22 protein-coding genes are annotated in these 23,584 nt (G+C 62.4%); 8 read left to right on the plus strand and 14 right to left on the minus strand.

What is annotated here, in order from left to right; genetic code table 11:
- Window positions 1–170: 170 nt before the first annotated feature.
- The gene (locus AB8717_RS15110) at window positions 171–2,162 is read right to left on the minus strand and encodes a DUF885 domain-containing protein (RefSeq protein ID WP_443748147.1); all 1,992 of its coding nucleotides are present in this window, start codon (window positions 2,160–2,162) and stop codon (window positions 171–173) included.
- A 148-nt stretch (window positions 2,163–2,310) separates the two neighbouring features.
- Here AB8717_RS15110 and AB8717_RS15115 point away from each other — a divergent pair, with 148 nt between their 5' ends.
- Complete coding sequence (locus AB8717_RS15115; protein WP_443748148.1) at window positions 2,311–3,906, plus strand: FMN-binding glutamate synthase family protein; 1,596 nt, start codon at window positions 2,311–2,313, stop codon at window positions 3,904–3,906.
- Here AB8717_RS15115 and AB8717_RS15120 read toward each other — a convergent pair whose 3' ends face one another.
- Complete coding sequence (locus AB8717_RS15120) at window positions 3,907–4,593, minus strand: UPF0149 family protein (RefSeq protein WP_443748149.1); 687 nt, start codon at window positions 4,591–4,593, stop codon at window positions 3,907–3,909.
- Window positions 4,594–4,707: 114 nt separating this feature from the next.
- On the opposite strand from AB8717_RS15120, the gene AB8717_RS15125 reads away from it, so the two are divergent.
- A complete protein-coding gene (locus AB8717_RS15125; protein WP_443748150.1) occupies window positions 4,708–6,384 on the plus strand; it encodes a carbohydrate-binding protein in 1,677 nt (558 codons plus the stop codon).
- An 83-nt stretch (window positions 6,385–6,467) separates the two neighbouring features.
- Here the strand turns inward: AB8717_RS15125 and typA are convergent, their stop codons facing one another.
- The 6 genes from typA to AB8717_RS15155 all read right to left on the minus strand — a co-directional run bounded on the left by typA (window position 6,468) and on the right by AB8717_RS15155 (window position 12,121).
- Entirely contained in the window at window positions 6,468–8,306 is a 1,839-nt protein-coding gene (typA, locus tag AB8717_RS15130; RefSeq protein ID WP_443748151.1) for a translational GTPase TypA, read from the minus strand.
- A 184-nt stretch (window positions 8,307–8,490) separates the two neighbouring features.
- Window positions 8,491–9,600, minus strand: a complete 1,110-nt coding sequence (locus AB8717_RS15135; protein ID WP_443748152.1) for a nucleotide-binding protein — start codon at window positions 9,598–9,600, stop codon at window positions 8,491–8,493.
- Complete coding sequence (locus AB8717_RS15140; protein ID WP_443748153.1) at window positions 9,597–9,974, minus strand: hypothetical protein; 378 nt, start codon at window positions 9,972–9,974, stop codon at window positions 9,597–9,599. Before AB8717_RS15140 ends, AB8717_RS15135 begins: the two co-directional genes overlap by 4 nt.
- 163 nt (window positions 9,975–10,137) lie before the next feature.
- Window positions 10,138–10,479, minus strand: coding sequence for a hypothetical protein (locus AB8717_RS15145; RefSeq protein WP_443748154.1), 342 nt, complete (start codon window positions 10,477–10,479; stop codon window positions 10,138–10,140).
- Between the two features lie 117 nt (window positions 10,480–10,596).
- Window positions 10,597–10,836 (minus strand): hypothetical protein, encoded by a 240-nt coding sequence (locus tag AB8717_RS15150; protein WP_443748155.1) that lies wholly within the window; start codon window positions 10,834–10,836, stop codon window positions 10,597–10,599.
- A gap of 550 nt (window positions 10,837–11,386) precedes the next feature.
- A complete protein-coding gene (locus tag AB8717_RS15155) occupies window positions 11,387–12,121 on the minus strand; it encodes a hypothetical protein (RefSeq protein ID WP_443748156.1) in 735 nt (244 codons plus the stop codon).
- 151 nt (window positions 12,122–12,272) lie between these two features.
- Between AB8717_RS15155 and AB8717_RS15160 the strand changes: the two genes are divergently transcribed.
- From AB8717_RS15160 to AB8717_RS15170, 3 genes are read left to right on the plus strand one after another with little or no spacing between them, the layout of a single operon-like run.
- Entirely contained in the window at window positions 12,273–12,752 is a 480-nt protein-coding gene (locus AB8717_RS15160; RefSeq protein ID WP_443748157.1) for a hypothetical protein, read from the plus strand.
- Window positions 12,749–14,071 carry a GAF domain-containing protein gene (locus AB8717_RS15165; RefSeq protein WP_443748158.1) on the plus strand — a complete coding sequence of 441 codons (1,323 nt, stop codon included), beginning with the start codon at window positions 12,749–12,751 and terminating at the stop codon, window positions 14,069–14,071. The genes AB8717_RS15160 and AB8717_RS15165 overlap by 4 nt, the downstream gene beginning before the upstream one ends.
- Window positions 14,064–14,744, plus strand: coding sequence for a GNAT family N-acetyltransferase (locus AB8717_RS15170; RefSeq protein ID WP_443748159.1), 681 nt, complete (start codon window positions 14,064–14,066; stop codon window positions 14,742–14,744). Before AB8717_RS15165 ends, AB8717_RS15170 begins: the two co-directional genes overlap by 8 nt.
- A 50-nt stretch (window positions 14,745–14,794) precedes the next feature.
- On the opposite strand, the gene AB8717_RS15175 is transcribed toward AB8717_RS15170, so the two are convergent.
- Both AB8717_RS15175 and AB8717_RS15180 read right to left on the minus strand, forming a co-directional pair.
- Window positions 14,795–16,675, minus strand: a complete 1,881-nt coding sequence (locus tag AB8717_RS15175; RefSeq protein ID WP_443748160.1) for a S9 family peptidase — start codon at window positions 16,673–16,675, stop codon at window positions 14,795–14,797.
- A gap of 98 nt (window positions 16,676–16,773) precedes the next feature.
- Window positions 16,774–18,285, minus strand: a complete 1,512-nt coding sequence (locus AB8717_RS15180) for a glucuronyl esterase domain-containing protein (protein WP_443748161.1) — start codon at window positions 18,283–18,285, stop codon at window positions 16,774–16,776.
- A gap of 167 nt (window positions 18,286–18,452) precedes the next feature.
- Between AB8717_RS15180 and AB8717_RS15185 the strand changes: the two genes are divergently transcribed.
- A complete protein-coding gene (locus AB8717_RS15185) occupies window positions 18,453–18,671 on the plus strand; it encodes a hypothetical protein (protein WP_443748162.1) in 219 nt (72 codons plus the stop codon).
- Here AB8717_RS15185 and dctA read toward each other — a convergent pair.
- Window positions 18,668–19,942: a C4-dicarboxylate transporter DctA gene (dctA, locus tag AB8717_RS15190; protein WP_443748163.1), complete on the minus strand. Its 1,275-nt coding sequence runs from the start codon at window positions 19,940–19,942 to the stop codon at window positions 18,668–18,670. The genes AB8717_RS15185 and dctA overlap by 4 nt on opposite strands.
- Window positions 19,939–20,631 (minus strand): fumarylacetoacetate hydrolase family protein, encoded by a 693-nt coding sequence (locus AB8717_RS15195; RefSeq protein WP_443748164.1) that lies wholly within the window; start codon window positions 20,629–20,631, stop codon window positions 19,939–19,941. The genes dctA and AB8717_RS15195 overlap by 4 nt, the downstream gene beginning before the upstream one ends.
- A 93-nt stretch (window positions 20,632–20,724) precedes the next feature.
- On the opposite strand from AB8717_RS15195, the gene AB8717_RS15200 reads away from it, so the two are divergent.
- Window positions 20,725–21,207 (plus strand): hypothetical protein, encoded by a 483-nt coding sequence (locus AB8717_RS15200; protein WP_443748165.1) that lies wholly within the window; start codon window positions 20,725–20,727, stop codon window positions 21,205–21,207.
- The gene (locus tag AB8717_RS15205) at window positions 21,204–22,025 is read left to right on the plus strand and encodes an NAD(P)H-hydrate dehydratase (RefSeq protein ID WP_443748166.1); all 822 of its coding nucleotides are present in this window, start codon (window positions 21,204–21,206) and stop codon (window positions 22,023–22,025) included. Before AB8717_RS15200 ends, AB8717_RS15205 begins: the two co-directional genes overlap by 4 nt.
- On the opposite strand, the gene AB8717_RS15210 is transcribed toward AB8717_RS15205, so the two are convergent.
- Both AB8717_RS15210 and msrA read right to left on the minus strand, forming a co-directional pair.
- Window positions 22,016–22,819, minus strand: coding sequence for a glycoside hydrolase family 16 protein (locus tag AB8717_RS15210; protein WP_443748167.1), 804 nt, complete (start codon window positions 22,817–22,819; stop codon window positions 22,016–22,018). The genes AB8717_RS15205 and AB8717_RS15210 overlap by 10 nt on opposite strands.
- A 70-nt stretch (window positions 22,820–22,889) precedes the next feature.
- Entirely contained in the window at window positions 22,890–23,546 is a 657-nt protein-coding gene (gene msrA, locus AB8717_RS15215) for a peptide-methionine (S)-S-oxide reductase MsrA (protein WP_443748168.1), read from the minus strand.
- Between the last annotated feature and the right edge of the window lie 38 nt (window positions 23,547–23,584).

The raw sequence follows: 23,584 nt of genomic DNA on the forward strand, positions 1-23,584 counted from the left end.
GCCCGCCGTCGCGGCCGGTCCAATGCAATGAAGTCGCAGGGAAAAAGCACCGGACGCACGCTTTCGCGGCCGGCATACGCCCCCGTATGCTGACGCAGGGTAAGTCTTAAATCACGACTTTGTCAATCGTGCCGCGAAGAAAGCATCCATCACGTGCACGGGGTACCGTATCAGATCATGTTTCGGGCGTGGTACACCTGTTCCAGCACCGAAAGCGGCACCGAACCGGCGGTCAGGCCGGCATCGTGGAAAGCCTTGATGTCGAACGCGCCCTTCTGTTTGGCCTTGGCGGCGTCGCGCAGGCGCAGCCAGGTCAGCTTGCCGACCATATAGCCCAGCGCCTGTCCCGGCCAGACGCAGTAACGTTCGACCTCAGCCGCGGCCGCGCTTTCGCTGTCGCCGGTGGCGTCCATCATATAGGTGATGGCCTGTTCGCGGCTCCAGCCGAGATAATGGATGCCGGTATCGACGACCAGGCGGACGGCGCGGAACAGCGCGTCGTGCAGATAGCCGATGCGGCCGGCCGGATCGTTATCGTACAGCCCCATCTCACCCGCCAGCTGTTCAGCATAGAGCGCCCAGCCTTCGATATAGGCGTTGAAGCCCTGGATCTTGCGGATGGTCGGCAGTTGCGCCTCGTTCTGGATCGTACCCTGCAGGTGGTGCCCTGGAATGGCCTCGTGATAGGTAAGGGTCGGCAGGGTCCAGCTCGGGGTATTGGCCGTGTCGCGCAGGTTGATATTGTAGACGCCCGGCCGAGAACCGTCGATCGAGCCCGGCTGATAATAGCCGCCCGGCGCGCCGGCTTCGGTTTCGGCCGGAATGCGGCGGATGGTCACCCTGGCCTTGGGCAGCACGCCGAAATACTGAGGCAACCGGGCCTGGACGACCGCCACCTTGGCGTTGAGGTCGCTCAGCAGCTTGGCCTTGCCCTCGTCGGTATTGGGATAGATGTATTTCGGGTCGACATACATGGCGTTCATGCGCGCCCCGACGGCCCCCTGGGTCAGGCCGAGCTGGCGCAGACGGCGGTCGATTTCGTCCGACAGCTTGCCGACCAGGTCGAGCCCCAGCAGGTGGATTTCGCGCGGTGCGTTGTCGGTCGACGTGCCAAGCTTGGCGCACAGCCCGTAATAGGCATCGCCGTTCGGCAGGTTGCGCACGCTGGCATCGTGCTTCGCATTGGGCAGCGTACCCGTCAAAAGGTCGATCTGGCGCGTCAGGGCGTCCTTGACCGGCCCGTTGACCCTGGCCGCCGCATCGTCCTTCCACGTGCCGGCGATACCGGCCGCCGTGGTGCGGCGATCGAGCGAATTGATCAGCGTATTGTTGGCCGGATCGCCGTCACGCAACGCCGTAAGCTGTTTCAATGCCGCATTGATCACGAAGTCGGGCGGCACGACGCCGCGGCCGAGATCGAGCCGGAAACGTTCGGCCTCCTGATCGAGCGCGCGGGCAAAACCGTCCAGGCGCGTAAGATAGGCCTCGGCGTCGCCACGCGTCTTGATGGTGTGCTGGCTGTCGAGAAGATCCGGAACGTACTGGTAGGCGCCCGACAGCTGGCTGATGACGTAGGGCGACGCGAAACCCCACGAATAGGCGCCGTAGTCGCCGTAGGCGAAGCCCTGCGCCAGTTGCAGCTGGGTGGCGTAATCCCAGCGCACGCTGTCGTACTGGATGCGGTCATTGGCCGACAGCTGGTCGCGGTCGACGGTGTTCAGCGCCTGTACGGCGCGGCTGAGGCGGGAAATATTGCTGGCCTTGGAGGCTTCGGACCGGTCCTCGATCCGCGACTTCGCCGAAGCATATTCGCCCTTGTCGAAACCGAGCCCCGTCACGACGGTCGGCTGGGCCAGGAACTGTTCCTTGAGGATCTGGTCGAAGGCCGTGGTGAGCGCGGCCGTGGCCTCAGGTGAAGACACTTCGGGTACCGGCGGGGGCGGCGGTTCGCGGGGCGTTTCGACGACGTGGCGCGGTTCGGGCTTGCCGTGCTTGCCTTTCTTGCCCTTGGGCTCGGGCTTACCCTTCTTGCCCTTGGTCGATTTCGAGGACGCGCCCTTCTTGGCGGCCGCCTTCTTGGGCTTGGCCTTGGCGATAGCATCGGTCGCCGCCGTGCCGATCAAAGCCCCTAAAGCGCCCAGAATATACCGGCGATCCACCATTATCGTACCTCACGCGACGTCAAAACGACGATCAAGCTAGAGCAAGATCGATACCAAACACAAGCTTTGCAACCGCTTTTATCAATCCGTCGCATAGCGGCATTAGTGTGACGCCGCTGTGATCTGAGTTGGGCCTTAGGGGGCGAGCGTGATTTCGCGTTTTTTCGTACTGCAAGTGACGTGGCTGCTGACGGTCGCCGCCGGCGTGGCCGGTTGGCTTTGGTCGCCGCTCGCGTGGTGGGCGCTGGCCGTCCTGGGGCCGCTTAGCCTGGTGGGCCTGCTCGACATGCTGCAAACCCAGCATTCGATCCTGCGCAACTATCCGATCATCGGGCATTTCCGTTTCTGGCTCGAGGCCATCCGCCCGGAAATCCGCCAGTACATGATCGAGGACGACCGCGACCCGGTACCGTTCTCACGCGAACAGCGCGCCCTGGTCTATCGCCGCGCCAAGGGCGCGCCCGATCAGTTGCCCTTCGGCACGATCCGCGACGTCAACGCCGTGGGTTACGGCTGGATCTCGCACTCCATGGCGCCGGTGCACAATACCGACCACGATTTCCGCATCGATATCGGCGGACCGCAATGTCTGAAGCCATACCGCGCCTCGGTGCTCAACATCTCGGGCACCAGCTTCGGATCGGTCAGCGGCAACGCCATCCAGGCCTTCAACCGGGGCGCAAAACTCGGCAATTTCGCGCACAATACCGGCGAAGGCTCGATCAGCAAGTATCACCGCAAAGGCGGCGGCGATATCATCTGGCAGATCGCTTCGGGCTATTTCGGTTGCCGCACCAGGGACGGCAAGTTCGACCCCGAGCTGTTCGCCAGGACCGCCCGGACCGACCAGGTCAAGATGATAGAGATCAAGCTCAGCCAGGGCGCCAAGGCCGGCCACGGCGGCGTGCTGCCCAAGGCCAAGATCACGGCCGAGATCGCGCGCACGCGCCTGATCGACCGCACGCGCGACTGCATTTCCCCGGCGCGCCATCCGGAATTCTCGACGCCGCTGGAACTGATGGGCTTTATCACGCGCCTGCGCGACCTGTCGGGCGGCAAGCCGGTCGGCCTGAAAATGTGCGTCGGCCACCGCTTCGAATTCCTGGCCCTGATAAAGGCCATGCTCGACACGGGCGTGACGCCCGACTTCATCGTCGTCGACGGAGGCGAAGGCGGCACGGGCGCTGCGCCCGTCGAGCTGTCGAACCATGTCGGCCTGCCGCTGGTCGAAGGCCTGAGCTTCGTGCACAACGCCCTGACCGGCGCCGGCCTGCGCCAGAAAATTCGGCTGGGCGCCTCGGGCAAGATCGTATCGGCCTTCGACTTCTGCCGCATCCACGCACTGGGGGCCGACTACGTCATGGCGGCCCGCGCCTTCATGTTCGCCGTCGGCTGCGTTCAGGCACGGGCCTGCCACACCAACCACTGCCCGTCAGGCGTGGCGACGCAGGACAAGGGCCGCGCCCGCGCACTGGTTGTCTCGGACAAGATGAAGCGCGTCCATACCTATCACCGCAACACCATGCGGGCCCTGGCCGAAATGCTGGGTGCGGCGGGACTGAAACATCCGTCCGAAATCCGGCCCTGGCACCTGCATATCCGCGCAGCCAATGGCGAGGTGGTGCGCGGCGACGTCGCCTATCGCCACCTGGAACCCGGCGCCCTGCTGTGGGGAGAGGTCGAGGACCGGTTGAAGCGCGAATGGGACCGCGCCAATCCGGCCAGCTTCACGCCAAATTTTTGACTATTCTCCGGCCCCGCAGCACTTCTTGAACTTCTTGCCCGATCCGCACGTGCATGGATCGTTGCGGCCGACCGACGTCACCGTGCGCGGTTGCAAGGCGCCTGAGGTTTCCAGCTTGGCGTCATAGAGCGCGTAAACGCATTCCGTGATCAGGTCGGGGGCGGCTGCGGCCAGTTCGGCCATATTCTCTTCGCCCATGTCCTCGGCGACGTCCGGATCTTCCATGGCGACGCCGATCAGCGCGACCAGCATGCGAAACGCTTCCCCGGCTTCGGTTTCCGCCGCCACGAGGGATTCGAATCCTTCGGAAAATTCCCCGACCGCCGCGCCGAAGCCCTGGGCCCACGGCTGCCAGATGACTTCGTCGTCCGCCTCGTCGTCGGGCGCCATATAGACCGGGCTGTAGGCGCCCGAGCGCAGCTCGAAGCCGACGCCGTTATAATGGTCGGCGATAAGCTTGGCCAATTCGATATCGGCGGCCGAATCGCCTTGGTAGGTTTCGTCCTTGCCCCAGCCGAAGACGATCGGCAGCCATTTCCCGGCCGGCGCCTCCTGAGGCAGCAGCCAGAGCGCGGCCAGAAAGCCGTCGAGCTCGGCGATCAGGATGCCGTCGTGTTCGACAAGCGCGCGTTCGAGGCGAGCGACGCGAACATCGGGATCGGTAGTTTCGTCGTAAGGTGAGGTCATGGCGTTTCTTTAGCCCTTTTTCCACGGCAGGTGAAGCCCGCCGGTATGCGGAACTGTGTCTGCCCACCCCCAGATGGCCGTGTCGTTCTAACCAGCCACTCAGGAGACCGGTTCATGGTTGATAATGTCGAAATCCTCGCCAGCTATTCCACTCTCAGAAGCTATGCGGGGACACCCAATGTCGTCGCCATCAGCGCAAAGGGCATAGCGGGCACGTTTTACCGAGATACCGCCGACACCACGTCCAGCGACAATGGCGGCACGGTGATCGTTGCGGGTACCGTCCGCTGGAAGCGCATTTTCAACGGCGCCTACGATGTGCGCTGGTGGGGCGCAGCCTGCGACGGCAGCACCGACGATTACACGGCACTGGTCAACTGCATCGACGCCGTCGACGCGCTTGGCGGCGGCAAGATCTTCATCCCGGGCACGCTGCGCCATACGCAGAAGCTGATCATCGGCAATGGCGCCGGCACCACGCAGTCGACCAAGCATCACCGCATCACCTTCACGGGCCTGGGCTCGGGCCTCGGCGCCGACTTCACCAATGTCGAAAACAACGGCCCGTCGCGCCTGCTCTACGATCCGGCGTCGGTCGTCTCGGACTATGCCTGGGAATTCCGCGGCCCGCTGCACAACCTATTCTTCGAAGCCATCGACTTCGACTGCAATCTCAAGAGCTATGGCCAGAACTGGATTCACGTCTGTGTCGGCGGCACGGCGAATTGCACCATCCGCAATTACCTGACCGTCGCGCTGAACGGCACGACGCGATCCGACTTCGGCTCCGGCTATGTCTACGGTTCGGCCAGCGTCGTGCACGACCATCTGGTCATTTCCCGCGCCAACGATTTCAACTGTACCGGCGTCACCCTGACCTCCGGCGTCACCGGCGATCCTTCGGGTAAGCCGGACTGCGCGCGCTGGGTGTTCCGCGAATGTGAAATCAGCTATGGCGGCGGTGCTGGCTATCACGGTTTCCAGTTCATCGGCGCCGACAACTGCCAGATCTATGGCGGTCTGTGCAACCCGATGTTCCAGTCGCTGACCAATCGCGGCGCCTGGGCCACGGCGACCAGCTATGCCGTCAACGACAAGGTGCTGGTGAACGGCGCCTTCTACAAGTGCCTGACCGCCCACCTTTCGGGGACCTTCGCGACCGATCTGTCGGCCGGCAAGTGGCAGATCCTTGGCTACGACGTCTACCTCTCGCCCTGGCCCGGTACGCCCTCCTTCCCGAAGGAAATCTGGGTTGCCGGCACGGGCATGACGCGGGGCGCCATGGCCGGCAGCGGCTGGACGGGCACCGCCACCTTCAGCCCGTTCCAGACAGACGACGGCGCGCCTGTTCCCGCCTTTGCCGGTGCGGTGGTGCAGACCCATTCCGGCCTCCGCTACCAAGACGGCGTTCGCCTCTATTCGGCGAACGTAGCGGCGCCTTATGAAACCGCTTCGGATACGTCGGTGACGAGCAGCAGCTATGCCGACCTCGGCAGCTACGCCGTCACGATCACGTCCCCCAAGGCCGGATTCGTCGACGCACAGTTCACCGGTCTGGCCTCGATGTTCGGCACCGGCGGAACCGGCTCGGTCCTGCTGTCCATCGACGGCGCCGACGACCTGAACAGCGAACAGCGCCTGGTTCCGGACGGCAACTTCCACGGCGTCTCGGCAAGCTGGCGTTTCAGCGTCGCGGCCGGCTCGCACACCGTCAAGGTCCGGGCAAAGGGCGACGGCACCAACGCCCTGCACGTCGCCAAAGGCAGTCTGAACGCTACGGCCTGGGCTTAAGAATACCGGTCCGCCTCGTCCCGGGGCGGGCCACATTCCCTTATCTCAAAAGAAAACGGCCCCGTTTCCGGGGCCGTTTGCATTTATGCATCTTCCTTGACGCGCTTCTTGCGGAAGCTCGGGTTCAGCTCGCGCTTGCGCAGGCGGATCGACTTCGGCGTCACTTCCACCAGCTCATCGTCCTCGATGTAGGCGATCGCCTGCTCCAGGGTCGGGCGGCGCGGCGGCGTCAGGCGGACGGCCTCGTCCTTGCCCGAGGCGCGGACGTTGGTCAGTTGCTTGGCCTTCATCGGGTTGACGTCCAGATCGTCCGAACGCGAGTTTTCGCCGATGATCATGCCCATATAGGTCTTTTCGCCGGCGCCGACGAACATGGTGCCGCGCTCTTCCAGGTTCCACAGGGCGTAGGCCGCCGTTTCACCGTCCGAGTTCGAGATCAGCACGCCCTTGCGCTGCTGGTCGATGGCGCCCTTGTAGCCTTCATAGTGCGAGAAGACGCGGTTCAGCACGCCCGAACCGCGCGTGTCGGTCAGGAATTCGCCCTGGTAGCCGATCAGCGAACGCGACGGCGATTTCAGCGTGATGCGCGTCTTGCCGGCGCCCGACGGGCCCATGTCCTTCAGCTCGGCCTTACGCGCCGACAGCTTTTCGATGACGACGCCGGTATATTCGTCGTCGACGTCGATCACGACGTCTTCGATCGGCTCCAGGCGCTCGCCGGTTTCCGGATCGTTCTTGAACACCACGCGCGGACGCGAGATGGCGACTTCGAAGCCTTCGCGGCGCATGTTTTCGATCAACACGCCCAGTTGCAGTTCGCCGCGGCCGGCGACTTCGAAGGCGTCCTTTTCGGCCGTTTCGGTGACGCGGATGGCGACGTTCGATTCGGCTTCTTTCTGCAGGCGCGCGGCGATGACGCGCGACTGGACCTTGTCGCCTTCGCGGCCGGCCAGCGGGCTGTCATTGACCGACACGGTCATGGAGATGGTCGGCGGGTCGATCGGCTGGGCGGGCAGCGCGTCGGTCAGCGACATGTCGCACAGGGTGTCGGCGACGGTCGCCTTCGACAGGCCGGCGATGGCGACGATATCGCCGGCTTCGGCGCCCTCGTCGATCGGCTGGCGCTTCAGGCCGCGGAAGGCCAGGACCTTGGTGATGCGGCCGCGCTCGATTTCATTGCCGTTGCGGTCCAGCGCCTTGATGGCCAGGCCGGGGACGGCCTTGCCAGAGGCGATGCGGCCGGTCAGGATGCGGCCCAGGAACGGATCGCTTTCGATCAGCACCGACAGCATCTGGAAGGGCTCGGCGGTCTTTTGTTGCGCGGCGGGCGGCGGCACGTGGTCGACGATCAGGTCGAACAGCGGCGCCAGGGTTTCCGACGGCGTGTTCATGTCCATCGTCGCCCAGCCGTTCTTGCCCGAAGCGTAGATGTGCGGGAAGTCGAGCTGTTCGTCCGTCGCGCCCATGGCGGCGAACAGGTCGAAGGCTTCGTTGTGCACGCGGTCCGGGTCGGCGTGCGGACGGTCGACCTTGTTGATGCAGAGGATGGGGCGCAGGCCCAGCTTCAGCGCCTTGCCCAGCACGAACTTGGTCTGCGGCATGACGCCTTCTTCGGCGTCGATCAGGATGACGCAGCCATCGACCATACCGAGGATGCGTTCGACTTCGCCGCCGAAGTCGGCGTGGCCCGGGGTGTCGATGATGTTGATGCGGGTTTCGCCGGCCTTGCCGTTCCACAGGACGCTGGTGCACTTGGCCAGGATGGTGATGCCGCGCTCGCGTTCCTGGTCGTTGGAGTCCATGGCGCGTTCGACCGTCGCTTCGTTAGCGCGGAAAACGCCCGACTGGGCCAGGAGGGCGTCGACAAGGGTGGTCTTCCCGTGGTCGACGTGAGCGATGATGGCGATGTTACGCAGGTTCATGAAAGCCTTTGCATACAACAAAAGCCTCTCATCCGTGAGAGGCTTGGAGACGGATAGGGATGTCGATTTTGGGCGCTATATACCCGAATCCGCTCGCAATTGCCAGAGGAGGGAGTGGATTATTTTCGCGGGTGCGAGACAATTCTATATAACACCCTCATACAGGCTATTGCTAATCCTAGGCCTAAGTGTCCCTTGGGTATCGTGAACGGCGCATTCTATAATCAGCGAAATTAAAACTATCACGGATAAACGACTGAAAACCAGACGTAGAGAGCACCAACATTAAAGTTCCAAATATAAAAATTAACTCTGGATACATTTTTTCCAAATGGTATCCCTGCCGCAGCTGATCATAAATCCAGTATATTCCACCGGATATTATGAATAGTATGCTATATATTCTTAACATTCTTTCAGGAAAAGTTAACCTGCCCTGCGACGGGTTCATAAATACCTTAGGAGGAAAGTTATATTTTTTTTCAGATAAATTTACCGTCTGCTCAAACTTCGCCAAGTTGTTCCATACCCTTATAATTGCCATAAAATATAAAGTAGAATTTACAGCAGACCAAAAAGATTCACTGCCAAATTCATCCAAAATCTCTATATCAAAAGGGATTATCCCCAATGTGGAAAATTCATCTGCGTACCGAGATCTATCGACAACGTCTTCATATACCTTTATATTTCTTCCCTTGTTGATTATCGTGTATATTACACGCGCATATTTTCTCGAATGAAGAAATCTCACCAAATTCACATTGGTTTGGCGACCAACGTCATCGTCTTCCGCAACTGACAAAACGATATCGGCGACATAGCATGTCGCAGCCACCAAACTATCCATTCCAGCGCGATTGTCTAAGAATATATAATCGTATTCCCCCTGAAGGGAATTAACAAGTTCAGATACCTGCCGCCTACAAAATTGTTCATTACTCAAATTTTCATCATCGTAATCTAATGGCGCACCGATGTTATCGACAGCCGGAAGAACATCACACTCAAAGAAGCGTTGAATTAAATACTTTCCACTATCCGTCGGCAATGGCCTCTTATCCTGACTGCTTTTTTCAAATACACCCATCAAATCAGACGTCGTGTATTTACCCCGTGATTTGTCAGGTTTACCGAAACCAAACAATAGAACCGTTAATCCTCGTACAAATATATCCATATCAATTAGTAGTACACGGCTTCCTTCACGCGCAACCGCACGTCCAAGAACAGCCGTCAACAGGCTTTTCCCCGCTCCCCCTTTGCCGCTCACAACACTTATTACTTTTGTCATTTCGACTTCCTGCCGCGCGCACCTGCCCCAACATACGGGCTAGACATTTCTTTCCATATAGTTCCGCCGATTAAAACCAAAAAACCGACCGCAAATGAAACTAAAAGGGTAAGTGGCATCCGAGCAGACAATTGTGAAAAAGTCAGCTCATGTTTCAGTATATCGCAATTCACCAGGCAAAATATTACCGCAGTATATCCTAAACCGATCGATACATGAAACATATAGTGAGAATTTTGAACAACCTTCTTCCGATAATCAAATATTATAAAAGAAATTCCATAACCAAGAAACGACGAAAGAGCTATGCATATTACAGCCTGGGGCGACGTCGCCACTAATGCCCAAAATTTTTTTTGTGCTTCGTTTGGCATTCGACTCTCATTTAGAAGTTTGAATATTTAAGCTCAAAACTCAGATCATCCTTATGAAATTTTTATTTTTGATAACCGGAAAGCGGGCGAATCGCAACCGAGAAGTTTACCCAAAAGGCGCCATCTGAAGCTCAGCCAGAAGGGGGCCAATGAACATTAACGACTACCTGATCAGCCACGACGGAATGGACTGGGCAAGCTTCTCGCGGAGTGGCTGCCGCCCTTGCCGCCGGAATATACAGTCTGGATGATGAACCGCTTTGGCGACCTCATCGTCGTATTTGGGTGCGGCTCGATTCATTAAATCGATGTCAGCGCCAACGAACTGCGCCGAATCGCCGACGGCCAGGACAATTTCTACATCAGGACCGATCAGGGCAACAATGCCGATGACCGGCTGATGATTCTGCTGGTTGATGCCTGTATGGCCGCCGGAATGCCCCCCCTTGCAATGCGACAGCTCTAAGATAAAGCCCGTGCTCAGCGGCCAATACGACGTCGACAATATCGCCCCGCTCGATATCGACGTGAATTATGCGTTTCTGGCAGACATTCACCTGCAAATCAAAGACCTGCCGGACGGCGCGAAGATCAATTTTGGTGAGTTACGACGAACGCGCCCTCAAATCCCGATCGTGATGTCCTTATTATAATCCTGGCGCAGGCCGGCTTCGCGCGCGGCCTGGAGGCTCAGGATCTTGAGCAGGCGTGGGGCGTCGGGATTGGTCTTCATCGGGCGGCCGTCGATGTCGTACTGCCAGTCGCCGACATTGAACGCGGCCGCGTTGTTGCGGTCTCGCGAGACCTGCACGGGTTGTTCTTGGCCCTCGATCAGGACCCAGGCCGATTCATATAGACGCATACGCAGAAACCTTACTCGAAAAGGGGATTTCTCGTATTTGGCGAGAGCGGGGCGTCGGGGTCAAGCCACATTGATGTGAGAAGGCAATACGGCTGTGGATGGTATGGATGGCATGGTTTTTGAGCCAGCCTGCGTCTCTTTCTGATACCAAACTTGCGCGTTCGCAGGCACGCGCTTGGTACTGACGCTAAAGGCCTGGCTGCACCGTCGCACCCCGCCCACCGCCTTCGGCGGTCCCCGCTCCCCGCTCCCCGCTCCGCAGCAGGGGCATCGCATATGGCATTCCAAGTGGGCGCATTACTTTTTCCTTCTCCCCTTGAATAGGGGAGAAGGTGGCCCGAAGGGTCGGATGAGGGGTAAATCCGGCATCTTGCGCGCGCGTATCTGCTGACGGTTTCCCCCTCACCCTACCCTCTCCCCTAAAAAGGGGAGAGGAAGAATAAAACGAACCCCGCAAATTCCATATGCGATAGCCCTGGCTCCGCAGGGAGGGCCAAGATTCGCCGCTAAATCAAACACCGTCCAGCGGCGAAGCCGTGGAAGAGTGAGGTTAGTGAGGCACCACCTGGATCAGGGCCAGGCGGCGTTCCAGATCGGCCATGTCGTCGGCGCCGAGAGTCGGGCGCGCGGCCATTTCCAGCACGGCCGTGAACACTTCCTTCGGCGCGTGCAGCTTCATGCCGGCCAAGAGGTTCAGACGCTCGTCGCGGTTGGCCGCCGGGATCATCAGCCGCATGAACATGATCTTCTTTTCCGGCGGAATCGAGCCGACGATGGCGCCTTCGATGCCACGGATTTCACCGTCATCGAACAGCGACCACAAAAGCGGCGCCGTCACAGTCTCTTCTTCCAGCATGTGCTCGAAATCCTCGGCGATAAAGCGCGAATAGCCGAGGTAAAGCCGCCGGCCGATCGCCGCACGATGATGCGCCTCGGCCATTTCGAGCTCAGCCAGCAAGGCTTCCAGCACCGCGAACTGGGCGCGGTGGCTGACGTGCTGCTCGTCCAGTACCAACGTGCCCCCCGGCGCCCTGGCCTCCAGCGCCCCGTGGATGTGGGCCTCCTCATGGGCGATGTGGCCGGCGCCCATGGCCAGAAGGCCGCGCAGCTCTTCGACCAGGCCGCGGACATTGCCGTGGACGAAATCGAACTGGCCCAGACGGACCAGCATCTGGCATTGCGCCATGCGCAGCGCCTTGTGCACCAGACCGTAAAGGTCATGACGGCCGTTGAGGTCGGCGATCACCGGGCTATTATCAATATGGACGGATTGGGTATCGGGCACGCGTGCACTCTCCTTGTTATGTGTCTCTGTTGGACGAGTGCTCTAATCTCAGTTGCAAAACCCTGCATCCTAAATGGTTGCTAAGGCCCCGCCCCTATTCCTAAAAACCTCCTAAGCGGCTAGATTACCGGCGACTCCCCGGGGGATTTCCTTGACTGCCGCAATGACACCGCAACTGGCCGAGCACTTTGCCGGACCGCTGATGCCGATCCTGGCCGTGCGCGACGACCGCTTCCGCGCGGCGATCGCGCGCGCCATCGGCGTCAATCTCGATGCGGACAGCGGGCACCTCGATATCTTCGTGGCCTCGGCCCTGTGGCTGGACTTCATGCGCGCGCTGAAACCCGGCGCGATCGTCGCCGTGACGGCCACGCATCCGGGGACCTATGTCAGCTATCAGGTCAAGGGCCCGGTCGAGACGATCGATCGCGCCGAAGACTGCGACGTGGCGCGCGGCCGGCTGCACATCGACCGCATGCTGGGCCTGCTCAATACGCTGGGCTCGACACGCCAGCAACTGTCGCACATGTATACGGTCGACGGCCTGGTGCGCGTACGCATGCGCATTACCGAGGTCTTCGAACAGACGCCCGGCCCCGCCGCCGGCGCCCGTATAGGCGCCCCGGCATGATCCGGCTCAGCGACCTGCGCGATGCCTTCGAAGGCATCATCCCGTCCGTCGTGGGCACGGTCGATGCGCAAGGCATCCCCAATGTCAGCTACCTGTCGCACGTCTACTATGTCGACGACAGCCACGTTGCCATGTCGAACCAGTATTTCTCGAAGACCATCGCCAATGTGCGCAGCCAGGGCGTGGCGACCGTCCTGGTGCTCGACGCGCGCACCGGCCAGCAATACATGCTCGACCTCAGCTTCAAGGAAGCGCTCGACTCGGGCCCGATCTTCGAGCGCATGGACAACCAGCTCGACGTCATCAGCGAACTGCACGGCTTCGGCGCCCTGATGAAGCTCAAGACCGCCGACATTTACCAGGTGACGGACTGCCGTCCGGTCGACCCGGCGACGACACTGGAACCGCCTCCGCCGCCACGTCCGCGCTGCGACCGGATGGGCCGCGCCGCCAGTCTGGGTGCGGCCATTTCGGCGCTGGACGACGCCGACGCCATCCTCGACGCCACGCTCGATGGTCTGCGCGATATGGGCTTCGGCCATCTGATGGTCCTGCTGCCCGATGCCGACGGCAGGGCACTCAGCACCATCGCCAGCCGCGGATATGACCGGCGCGGCGCCGGCGCGGAAATCGTCGTCGGCGACGGGCTGATCGGGCGCGTAGCGACGTCGCGCCGGCCGATCCGTATCGCCGACATGCGCTCGGCCGTGCGCTATGCCGCATCGGCCGGCGGCGAAGGGCGTTCGATCCCCCTGCCTGGCCTTGAGCACCCGCAATGCCAGATGGCCGTACCCATGCTGGCGCGCGGACAGTTGCGCGGCGTGGTGTTCGCCGAATCCGAAACCTCTTTCGCCTTCGACCACGATGACGAACAAGCCCTGTCGGTGGTGGCCGGGCAACTGGCCTCGGCTTTAATGCTGGCGGAACTGGCGCCCGAAGCCAGCCCTGCGGGTGGTGGCGCGGCGTGTCCGGACCGTGCGGACAGCGGCCGGCGGTTCCGGTTCCGCTATTTCATGCACGACGACAGCGTCTTCATCGACGACGACTATGTCATCAAGGGCGTCGCCGGGCGGCTGCTCTATCACTTCGTGCGCTGCCACGCCGACAGCGGGCGCTGCGAATTCGCCAACCGCGAAATCCGCCGCGAGACCGCGCTGAAACTGCCCGACCTCAAGGACAATCTGGAGACGCGCCTTATCCTGCTGCGCCAGCGTCTGGAGGACAAGCAGGGGCCCGTGCGCCTGGTGCGGCCCGAACGCGGGCAGTTGCGGCTGCTGGTCGACGGAAAGCCCGAGATCGAGGTCGTTGAGAGTGTCTGAACATCCGCTCGACCGGCCGGTGTGGAGCGCACTGAACGGCGGCTGGAAGGCCGTATCGTGGGGCGACGCGCAAGCGCGGCAGCTCGATCCGGATTACGGACCGTTTGCCGCGTCGCACGATCGCTCGCCGGACGCCCTGACGGCCTTGGCCGCGTTTACGCCCGGCCCCGACGGTTTGTGGGTCGTCGAGGACGAGGATTTTCCCCTGCCGTCCGGGATGACGGTCGTGAAAAGCGCCCTGTGCCATCAGATGTGGGCGCAAGCGATGACGCCCGGCGGCAAGGCCCTGGACGTCATGCCGCTCAGCGACGGTGACGCGGCGGAAATGCTGGCCCTGGCGCTATTGACCAAACCCGGGCCGTTTGCGGCGCGGACGCATGCATTCGGCAACTTCATCGGCGTGAAGATCGACGGACGCCTGGCCGCCATGGCCGGCGAGCGTATGCGCATGGACGGCTTCGCCGAGGTCAGCGGGGTGTGTACGCATCCCGATTTCCGCGGGCGGGGTTTGGCGTCGAACCTGTTGCGAATGGTGGCGGAGCGGATTTTGAAACGCGGCGAGGTGCCGTTTCTGCACACCTACGCGGACAACGCCGTGGCGATTGCCATGTATGAAGGGCTCGGTTTCCAGTTTCGGAAAGAGCTGATGTTGCGGGTTTTGGTGCAGGAATAGGTTCCGCTTCTCCTCCCCATGCGAAGCATGGGGAGGAGATTCTTTCCACCTTACTTCAAATACTTATCGAACCACCCGACCGTCCGCGTCGTCACGTCCCTGGCGTGTTCCGGCGCGCGGATGCCGTGGCCTTCGCCTTCGTAGACAACCAGCGACACCGGCACGCCCATCGCCTTGAGCCCGTGCCAGAATTCCAGCGACTGCGCCGCTGGACATTCGACATCGCGTTCGCCGACATAGATGAAGGTCGGGGTGTGTGCGTCCTTGATATAGCGGATCGGCGAAAGCTTGTCGTAGATAGCCGGGTCGTCATAGAAGGACGCGCCGAAGAAGGGGATCATCCACTGGTCGATGCCGTTTTCGCCGTAATAGCTCGACCAGTTGGCAATTCCCGCACCCGCCACCGCCGCCTTGAAGCGCTGCGAATGCGTCACCGTCCACATGGTCATCAGCCCCCCGTAGGAATGCCCCATGATGCCGAGACGCTTGTCATCGACCGGCGCGATCTTCTCGACAGCATCGATGCCGGTAAGGATGTCACGCAAGTCGCCTCCGCCGAAATCCCGGCGGTTGGACAACACGAAGGCCTCGCCCTGGCCATAGGAACCGCGCGGATTGGGCTGGAAGACGAAATAGCCGGCCTTGACCAGGTCGACCGCCGTACCGCCGGTAGTAAAGCGCGCCGTCACCGCCGACGACGGGCCGCCGTGCACGATCGTCACCATGGGATAGGTCTTGCCGGGCTCGGTCTTCGGGCCCATCAGCCAGCCCTGGACCGTAAAGCCCTCATTGCTCCAGGCGACGCTTTTGGCGACATATTCCGGTTTCAGGGCGTCATTGTCGTGGGTGATGGCGACCGGCGCCGACAACGGACCGCGCACGATATGCGCCGCCGCGTCGAACGATTCCTCGACCGCCGCCATGGTCTTGCCCGATGCGTCGGCCGCGAAACGCGCGTCTCCGGCGCTCATCGATATTTCGGCGTGGCTCAGCGGCGTCACGCCCCTGATGTCGACATGCGCCAGGCCGACCTCGCCCCCGGTGACAAGCGAGGCCAAAAGACCGCCCCTTGTGCTGACCAGACTGGTGAAGGTTCCTTTGTAGCCGGGGGTCAGGTTGATGGGCTTGCCGCCGTTGAACGGCACCGCGAAGACATCGCCGCCCGATATCGGAAAATCGCTCATCAGCCCGCCGATGATATAGACGATCTTGCCGTCCGGACTCATGCGCGGATAGTTCATCTGCATGTCCGGCGCGGCGATGACGCGGCTCTCACCCGACAGCGTGAAGCTTTCCAGCCTGGCCGTCCACCAGTTGTTGTCGCCGTCGCCCTTGGCCGCCGTGGCCACAAAGCCCTGTCCGTCCGGCGTCCAGTCGTATTCATAGACCCAGGTGTCGCCGGGCGAGACCATCTTCAGCGCGCCGCCGGCCGCCGGAACGACGGCGATGCGCTGCTCGTCGATCCCTTCGGCGATACCGATTTCGCCGACCTGTTTCGCCCCGGCCTGCGTCGCGCCGACCAGCTTGTGCGGATTTTCGACGGCGAGCACGGCGATCGACTTGCCGTCGGACGACCAGCGCACGGCATCGAGCGTCCCTTTCAGCGTGGCCAGCAGCCGGACATTGCCGCCTTCGACGACATAGACGCTTTGCATGCCGGCCTTGTCGTCGGCCGCCACCACCGCCAGCGCCCTGCCGTCGGGCGACCATGCCGCATCGCCGTAATGGCAGGTGGCGCAGGGATCGGAGGTGGCGACGATCGCGCCCTGGGCATTGCGGATCGTCACCACCGGATGGCTGCTGCCGTTCACCAGTTCAAAGGTCGAGGTCCGGCTGCCGTCGGGCGACAGGGTCAGGGCCTCATAGCGATGGATGCCGGCGGGGGCGGTTTGCAAAGCGGCCGCCAGGGCGGCAACGGCGATCAGGCTCAAGGACGGTCTCCATCGACAGGTTGCCAACCGTTTTGAGAGGGCGCGCAACCTGTTGCAAGCGAAATCGTTTTTGCAGCGCCGAAGCGGCTACTTGATCGTTATTTGATCTGGGACGCCCGCCCCATCTGACGGTCCGCCCACAGGATGAAGCTCTTCATATTCGGCGCGTCGGTGTGGCCACCGTCGTGCTGCCGCCAGGCCAACTGGCCGTCGAGCAGGCCGTTCAACACCGGCGGCATCTTCACGGTCTTGTAGTCATTGCCGACGCCGAGGTCCTTCGCGCCCAGCAGCGTCCATACCCGGCCGGCCGCGACGGTGGCCATATAGCTGCCCTGCTGGTCCAGCCACCTGGCGTCGCCCTTTTCCGGCACGCCGTACGAGATGAAGGTCGGGCGCGGCGCCGCCAGGGCGATCAGTTCGTGCGAATCCACGGGCAGGTCGCCCGGGGTCTTCGGACCGCCGTATTTCAGGAAGTTCCCGGCCATCCAGTGATATTCGCCGGTGCCCGTCAGGCTTTCGACCGCCTCGCCGAAGTTGCGGCGATGCGGCTTGGCGCCGCCCTCGCCCGACGACCCGACCAGCACGAAGGCGAAGCGCTGGTCGAAGTCCATGGTGACCAGCGCCGCCTTGCCGTACCGCGACACGCCTTCGATGCCGACATGCTTCGCATCGACCTCGGGTCGGGTCGCAAGATAGTCGAGCACGCGGCTGGCACCCCAACCCCAGGCCCGAAGCGCGCCCCAGTCGTCGGGCTTGCGCGGCTGGCCCTCGTTGACCAGGCCGATAATGCCGCGCGTCAGGCCGGCGCCGTTGTCCGCCTGGACGCTGGTCGGGTCCATGACCGCCACACCCCAACCGTCAGCCAGCAGTTGCTGGATGCGCTCGTCCGGGCCGCTGCCGGGCGGCGGCGGGAACGGCGCGGCGACCACCAGGTCGTAGGCCGGATGCGAGGCGAAGACGTCCGCCAGGCCGGGATCGCGCGCGACCAGCTCGGCCTTCAGCGCCGCATTGATGCGCGCCATGTCGGCGGGCTGGGGCTGCATCGGTGCGGGAAACCTGGGCGGCCCCCAGTTGAACATGATCAGCACGGGCACGGGCTTTTTCGCCGCGTCGGCCGGCAGGATCAGCATCATGTCGATATTGACGTCGATCAGCGGATAGGCCGAATTGTCGACGTGACCGACCAGCTTCGTCACCATGACCGGCTTGAAGTTGACGAACTCCATTTCGCTGGCGGCGACCGCCCAGGTCACCTTGGGCGTGTCGGCCGGCTGGCGGCCAATGACCTCGCGTTCGAAATCCTCGACGATCTCGGGCCGGCGCAGCTTCCACCAGTCGTCGGCGGTGGTAACCTTGCGGCCGTTCTTCAGTGTCAGGATATCCGGCCAGTCGGGATAAGGATTGGCCTTGGCCTCATCGGTATTGGCGGCGTTCGGCGCACTCTCGTCGCCGCTCGGCCCCGGCCGCAGCGAAGTAATATGCAGTTGGTCCATCATGTTCTGATGGTCCTGTTCGGCCGTGAAGGTCACCGGCGGCTTCGGCGCCTGCGCAAGCGATGGTAGCGCTATCATTCCGAAGCCTAGGGCCAGCGCGAAAAGGCTCGTTCTCATGGTCGTTTCCTGTGGTTTTGGCCAGACCCTACCACCGTAGTGGTCTGTCCAAAAGACCAAACTGCAAGGCGAAGGTTTTATCGGTTTTTTGCCGAACGGCGGCCGCAAACCTCAGGCGTCCGCCGTTTTTCGCGCGCATAGTCGCTGCCGGTTCCGGAGGCTCCGTCATGCGCAAACGTCTCATATCCTATCTCTTCCCCATCACCGCTGCCGTTCTCAGCGTGGCCGTCGCCGCCTGCAACAAGCAGGGCGAACACCTGACGTCCAACGGCACAGAGCTGTCGTCGGAGTTCGCTTCCGAAAATGCGCCGATGCAAGCGTCGGAAAGCGCCGGCCTGCCGTCGGTTGACCTGCCCGGCGTCAACAGCGCGTCGGCATCGCGCTAGGCCGGCGACACCGGATCTGAAACGCCCGAGAGCCCGGCCCTCAGCCGGTCGCGATCAAGCTCGCCCTCCGACCGCGCGATTACGACGCAGGCGACGGCATTGCCGACGAAGTTGGTCAGCGCCCGGCACTCGCTCATGAACTTGTCGATGCCCAGCACGATGGCCATACCCGGCACTAGGGCGGGGTTGACCACGGCCAGGGTCGCGCCCAGCGTGATGAAGCCGGCGCCGGTGACGCCGCTGGCGCCCTTCGAGGTCAGCATGGCGACGACGAGCAGCATAAGTTGCTGTTCAAGAGTCAGGTGAATACCCATGGCCTCGGAGATGAACAGGCTGGCCAGCGTCATGTAGATATTGGTGCCGTCGAGATTGAAGCTGTAGCCTGTCGGGATGACCAGGCCGACGACCTGCCGCGAGCAGCCCAGCCGCTCCATCTTTTCCATCAGGCTGGCCAGCGCACTTTCCGACGACGAGGTGCCGAGGATGATCAGCAGTTCATCCTTAATGAAGGCGACCAGGCGCAGGATCGAGAACCCGGCCAGCGCCGCGATAATGCCCAGCACGACGACAATGAAAATAGCCGAGGTGGCGTAGAAGGTCGCGACCAGCGCCAGCAGGTTGCCCAGGACGCTGGGGCCATACTTGCCCAGGGTAAACGCCATCGCCGCGCCGGCGCCGATGGGCGCAGCACGCATGATCATGTTGACGATGTCGAAGATAACGCGCGAGCCTTCCTCGACCAGCGTACGGATGTGGGCTGCGCGATCGCCCAACCGCATCAGCGCGAAGCCGCTCAGGACCGCGACCACCAGGACCTGCAGGATATTGCCTTCGGCCAGGCCCGACAGGAAGGTCGCCGGGATCAGCTTCAGCAGGAAGTCGCTGACGGTCTCGTGCGTATCGGGCGAGACGAATTTGGCGATCTTCGAGGCGTCGCCGTGCAGGTTCAGGCCTTCGCCCGGATGGACCAGGTTGCCGATGATCAGCCCCAGCGCCAGGGCCAGGGTCGATACCACCTCGAAATAGACGATGGCTTTCAGACCTACGCGTCCGACCTGGCGCGCCGCATTCATATGGCCGATGCCGGTGGTGACCGTACAGAAGATCAGCACGCCGATCATCATCTTCAGCAGGTTGACGAAGGCGTCGCCGATAGCCTTCATCCATGGCTGCGAACCGATCAGCGGCCAGATAAGGCCTATAGCCGCTCCAAGGGCGATTCCGATCAGAACCTGGACGTACAGGTGGGCGTAGAAGGGCTTTTTCGTCATTGCGCCGGCTTTCCGATGACGACATCGAGGTCGCTCAAGCCCGCAATCATCACCGAAAGAGCGTCGCCGGGCTGTACCGGCCCTACGCCTTCCGGCGTGCCGGTGAATATCAGGTCGCCGGCTTCCAGCGCGTAAAAGCGCGAGATATAGGCGATCACATCGACGACCGGCCAGATCATGTCCCACAGGTCGCCGGACTGTTTAAGCATGCCGTTCTGCGTGAGCGTGATCCCGCCCAGCGTCATGTCGGGCGCATCGGCGGCGGGATGGATCAGGCCGATCGGCGCCGACTGCTCGACATTCTTGGCGATGTCCCAGGGCCGCCCCTTTTTCTTGGCTTCGGCCTGGAGGTCGCGCCGCGTCATATCCAGCCCGCAGGCATAGCCGTAGATATGCGTTTCGGCATCGGCCGGATCGATATTACGCCCGCCCTTGCCGATGGCCACCACCAGTTCCGCTTCGAACTGATAGTCGGCGGTTTCGGGCGGCATGGCGATTTCACCGCCCTGCACGACGGTCTCGCCCCATTTCGTGAAGAAGAAGGGCGGCTCGCGGTCTGGGTCGTGGCCCATTTCGCGCGCATGGGCGGCATAGTTGCGGCCGATGCAGAAGACACGCCTGACAGGGAAACCTTCGCCGCGCGAGGTGACGGCGACGACCGGAGCCTGGGGTTCGAACACTCGCTTCATTGCACGCCTCCTGACAGCGGGCGGCAGTATGCACGCGGCGCGGATTCCGGCAATGGGCTCGACCCCGCCTTCACAACCGTTTACAACCGGCGGATGGAAACGCGCGCCCTGACCCCGGCTGAACGCGCCGCCTTGCCGCAAGGCCTGGTGGCCGCCCTGCCCGACGGCATTGTCCTGGTCAATGCGCATCATCCCCTGTCGCACCTGTCGCGCATCTTCCGCGGTTTTGCCGTCATCCTAGTGCGCCACAAGACCATCTACTGGCCGGGGCTTATCGGCGACATGTCATCCGACCCGGCGCACCTGAGCCTGCTGGCGCACGAGCTGATGCACGTGTTGCAATACCAGGCGGGCATGACGGTCTGGCGCTATGTTCTGCGCGACGTCATCGGAAATCTCGGCGGCTACACATATAAGCTCGAGACCGGCAAGCCGTTCGACGCCTATGCCTACGAACAGCAGGCGGCCATGGTCGAGGACTGGGTGCTGCTGTCGAACGGCCTGCCGCAGCGCTATGGCGCCTTCGGCACGACGCGAAAGGCCCTGGCGGAGTTCGTCCCGGTGCTGAACCTATGACCGACAATGACCCCGACCTGTGGCGCGACGCCCTGCCCCGCCTCAAACCCGATGGCAGCAAGTACGACCGCGGCCACGCCATCGTTTTCGGCGGCCCGGTCCATTCGACCGGCGCCGCCCGCATGGCGGCGCGGGCGGCCCTGCGCATCGGGGCGGGCCTGGTGTCGGTCGCCTGTTCTCCGGCCAGCCTGACGGTCTATGCGGCAACGCTCCAAGCCGTCATGACCAAGCCCGTCAAGGACGCCGGCGCCTTTGCCGCGCTCATTGCCGATCCGCGCATCAATGCCGTGCTGATCGGTCCGGCCGCCGGCGTCAACAGCCACACCCGCGCGTGCGTGTTGAAGGCGCTGGAAGCAAAAAAAGCCTGCGTGCTCGATGCCGACGCCCTGACCGTGTTCAAGGACGATGCAAAGGCCTTGTTTTCGGCGATCGTTTCGCCGGTGGTGCTGACACCGCACGAAGGCGAGTTCGCCCGTATCTTCTGGACCGTTGGCGACCGCGAAGCCGACGCCGTGCGTGCCGCCAGGAGCAGCGGCGCCGTGGTGCTTTTGAAAGGCCGCGACACGGTCATCGCCGCGCCGGACGGGCGGGTGATCATTAACCGCGACGCGCCGCCGCAACTGGCGACCGCCGGCAGCGGCGATGTGCTGGCCGGCCTGATCACCGGCCTGCTGGCACAAGGGATGGATGCCTTCCATGCCGCAGCCGCTGCGGCCTGGATGCACGCCGAAGCGGCGCGCCACTTCGGTCCCGGTCTGATCGCCGAGGATTTGGAGACGCAGATTCCGGCGGTGCTGACAGCGCTCGCTCAGCGCTGATAGACGCGGACGTAATCGACCTCCATGTGCGCCGGCAGGGCGTCGTCATCGATCCCCTTCTGCCCCGCCCAGCCGCCGCCCATGGCGACATTGAGCAGCAGGTATTCCGGCGTGTCGAAGGGCCAGGTTTCCGCCGTGGCGTTGTCGGGCTTGCGATAGGTGTGATAGGCACGGCCGTCGACCATGAAGGTCACGGCGTCCTGCGTCCATTCGACCTGGTAGTCGTGGAAGGCCGTGCAGGGTTCGGAAATCGTCGTCTTGTCGCCGCTCGGCGTATGGTGCGCCACCGAATCTGGCGTGTGCGCGGTGCCGTAGACGGTCGAGGGATCGAAGCTCAACTGCTCCATGATGTCGATCTCGCCGCCCTTCGGCCAGTTCGGTCCGACCAGCCAGATCGCCGGCCAGCCGCCGCGATTGCACGGCAGCTTGGCGCGGATTTCAAAGAAACCATAGGTCCACTGGGCCTTGCCGTCGGTGATCAGCCGCGCCGAGCTGTATTTCTGCCCGCCGAAATCGGGCAAGGCCGACAGGTCTTCGCGCCGCACCTCGATGACCAGATGGCCGTTTTCGATGCGCGCGTTTTCGGGCCGGTTGCCGGAATAGTACTGCGCCTCGTTGTTCCACCAGCCGTCCTTGTTACGCCAGGTATCGTAGCGCCATTTGGCCGCGTCGGGCCGGGTGCCTGCGTCGAACTCATCCGACCAGACCAGGTGATAGCCGGCGGGCGCTTTCGCATCAGCGCCTGCTGAGAATGCCGCTAGCATTGCCGCCAAGGACAGGATCGCGCTTTTCATGGTCCGCTCCAAACAAAAAGGCCCGCCGTAAGCTAGGTACAGCGGGCCTCCATTGTAAAGCGTGATGTGTTCAGATCGGGCAGACCGCGCCCGTGCCCTTCAGGCCGCAATAGCCGTCCGGATTCTTTTCAAGATAGCCCTGGTGGTAGCCCTCCGCGAAATAGAAGGGCGTCAGCGCATCCGGCCTGGTCGTGTCCGACGGCAGGAAGACCTCGGTGGTGATCGCGCCCTTGCCGAGCGCCTTCATTTCCGTAGCGAACGCGTCGCGCGACAGCATGGCTGCGTCGTACTGCGTCCCGGTCGACGGGATGATGGCCGAGCGGTACTGCGTGCCGATATCGTTGCCCTGGCGGAACCCTTGAGTCGGATCGTGGTTTTCCCAGAAGACCTTCAGCAGATGCTGGAAGCCGACGACCTTGGGGTCATAGACGACCAGCACGCCTTCGGTATGCCCGGTCTGGCCGGTGCAAACCTCCTTGTAGGTCGGGTTCTCGGTATAGCCGCCGATATAGCCGGCGGCGGTGGTGAAAACGCCCGGCAGTTTCCAGAACAGGCGTTCCACGCCCCAGAAGCAGCCCATGGCGAAGACGACGCTTTCGCTGCCTTCGGGATATGGCCCCTTGAGCGGGGTTCCGAGCACGGCGTGGGTGGTTTCGGTGGGGATGGCTTCGCCGCGGCCCTTGAGGGCACGGGCTTCGTCGATCATCTGGGTTTTGAGGCCGAACATGGCGGAATACCTTTCGTTGCGCGGGTTACTACGCGCCT

It is taken from the genome of Asticcacaulis solisilvae (genome assembly GCF_052327315.1).
GTDB lineage: Bacteria > Pseudomonadota > Alphaproteobacteria > Caulobacterales > Caulobacteraceae > Asticcacaulis > Asticcacaulis solisilvae_B.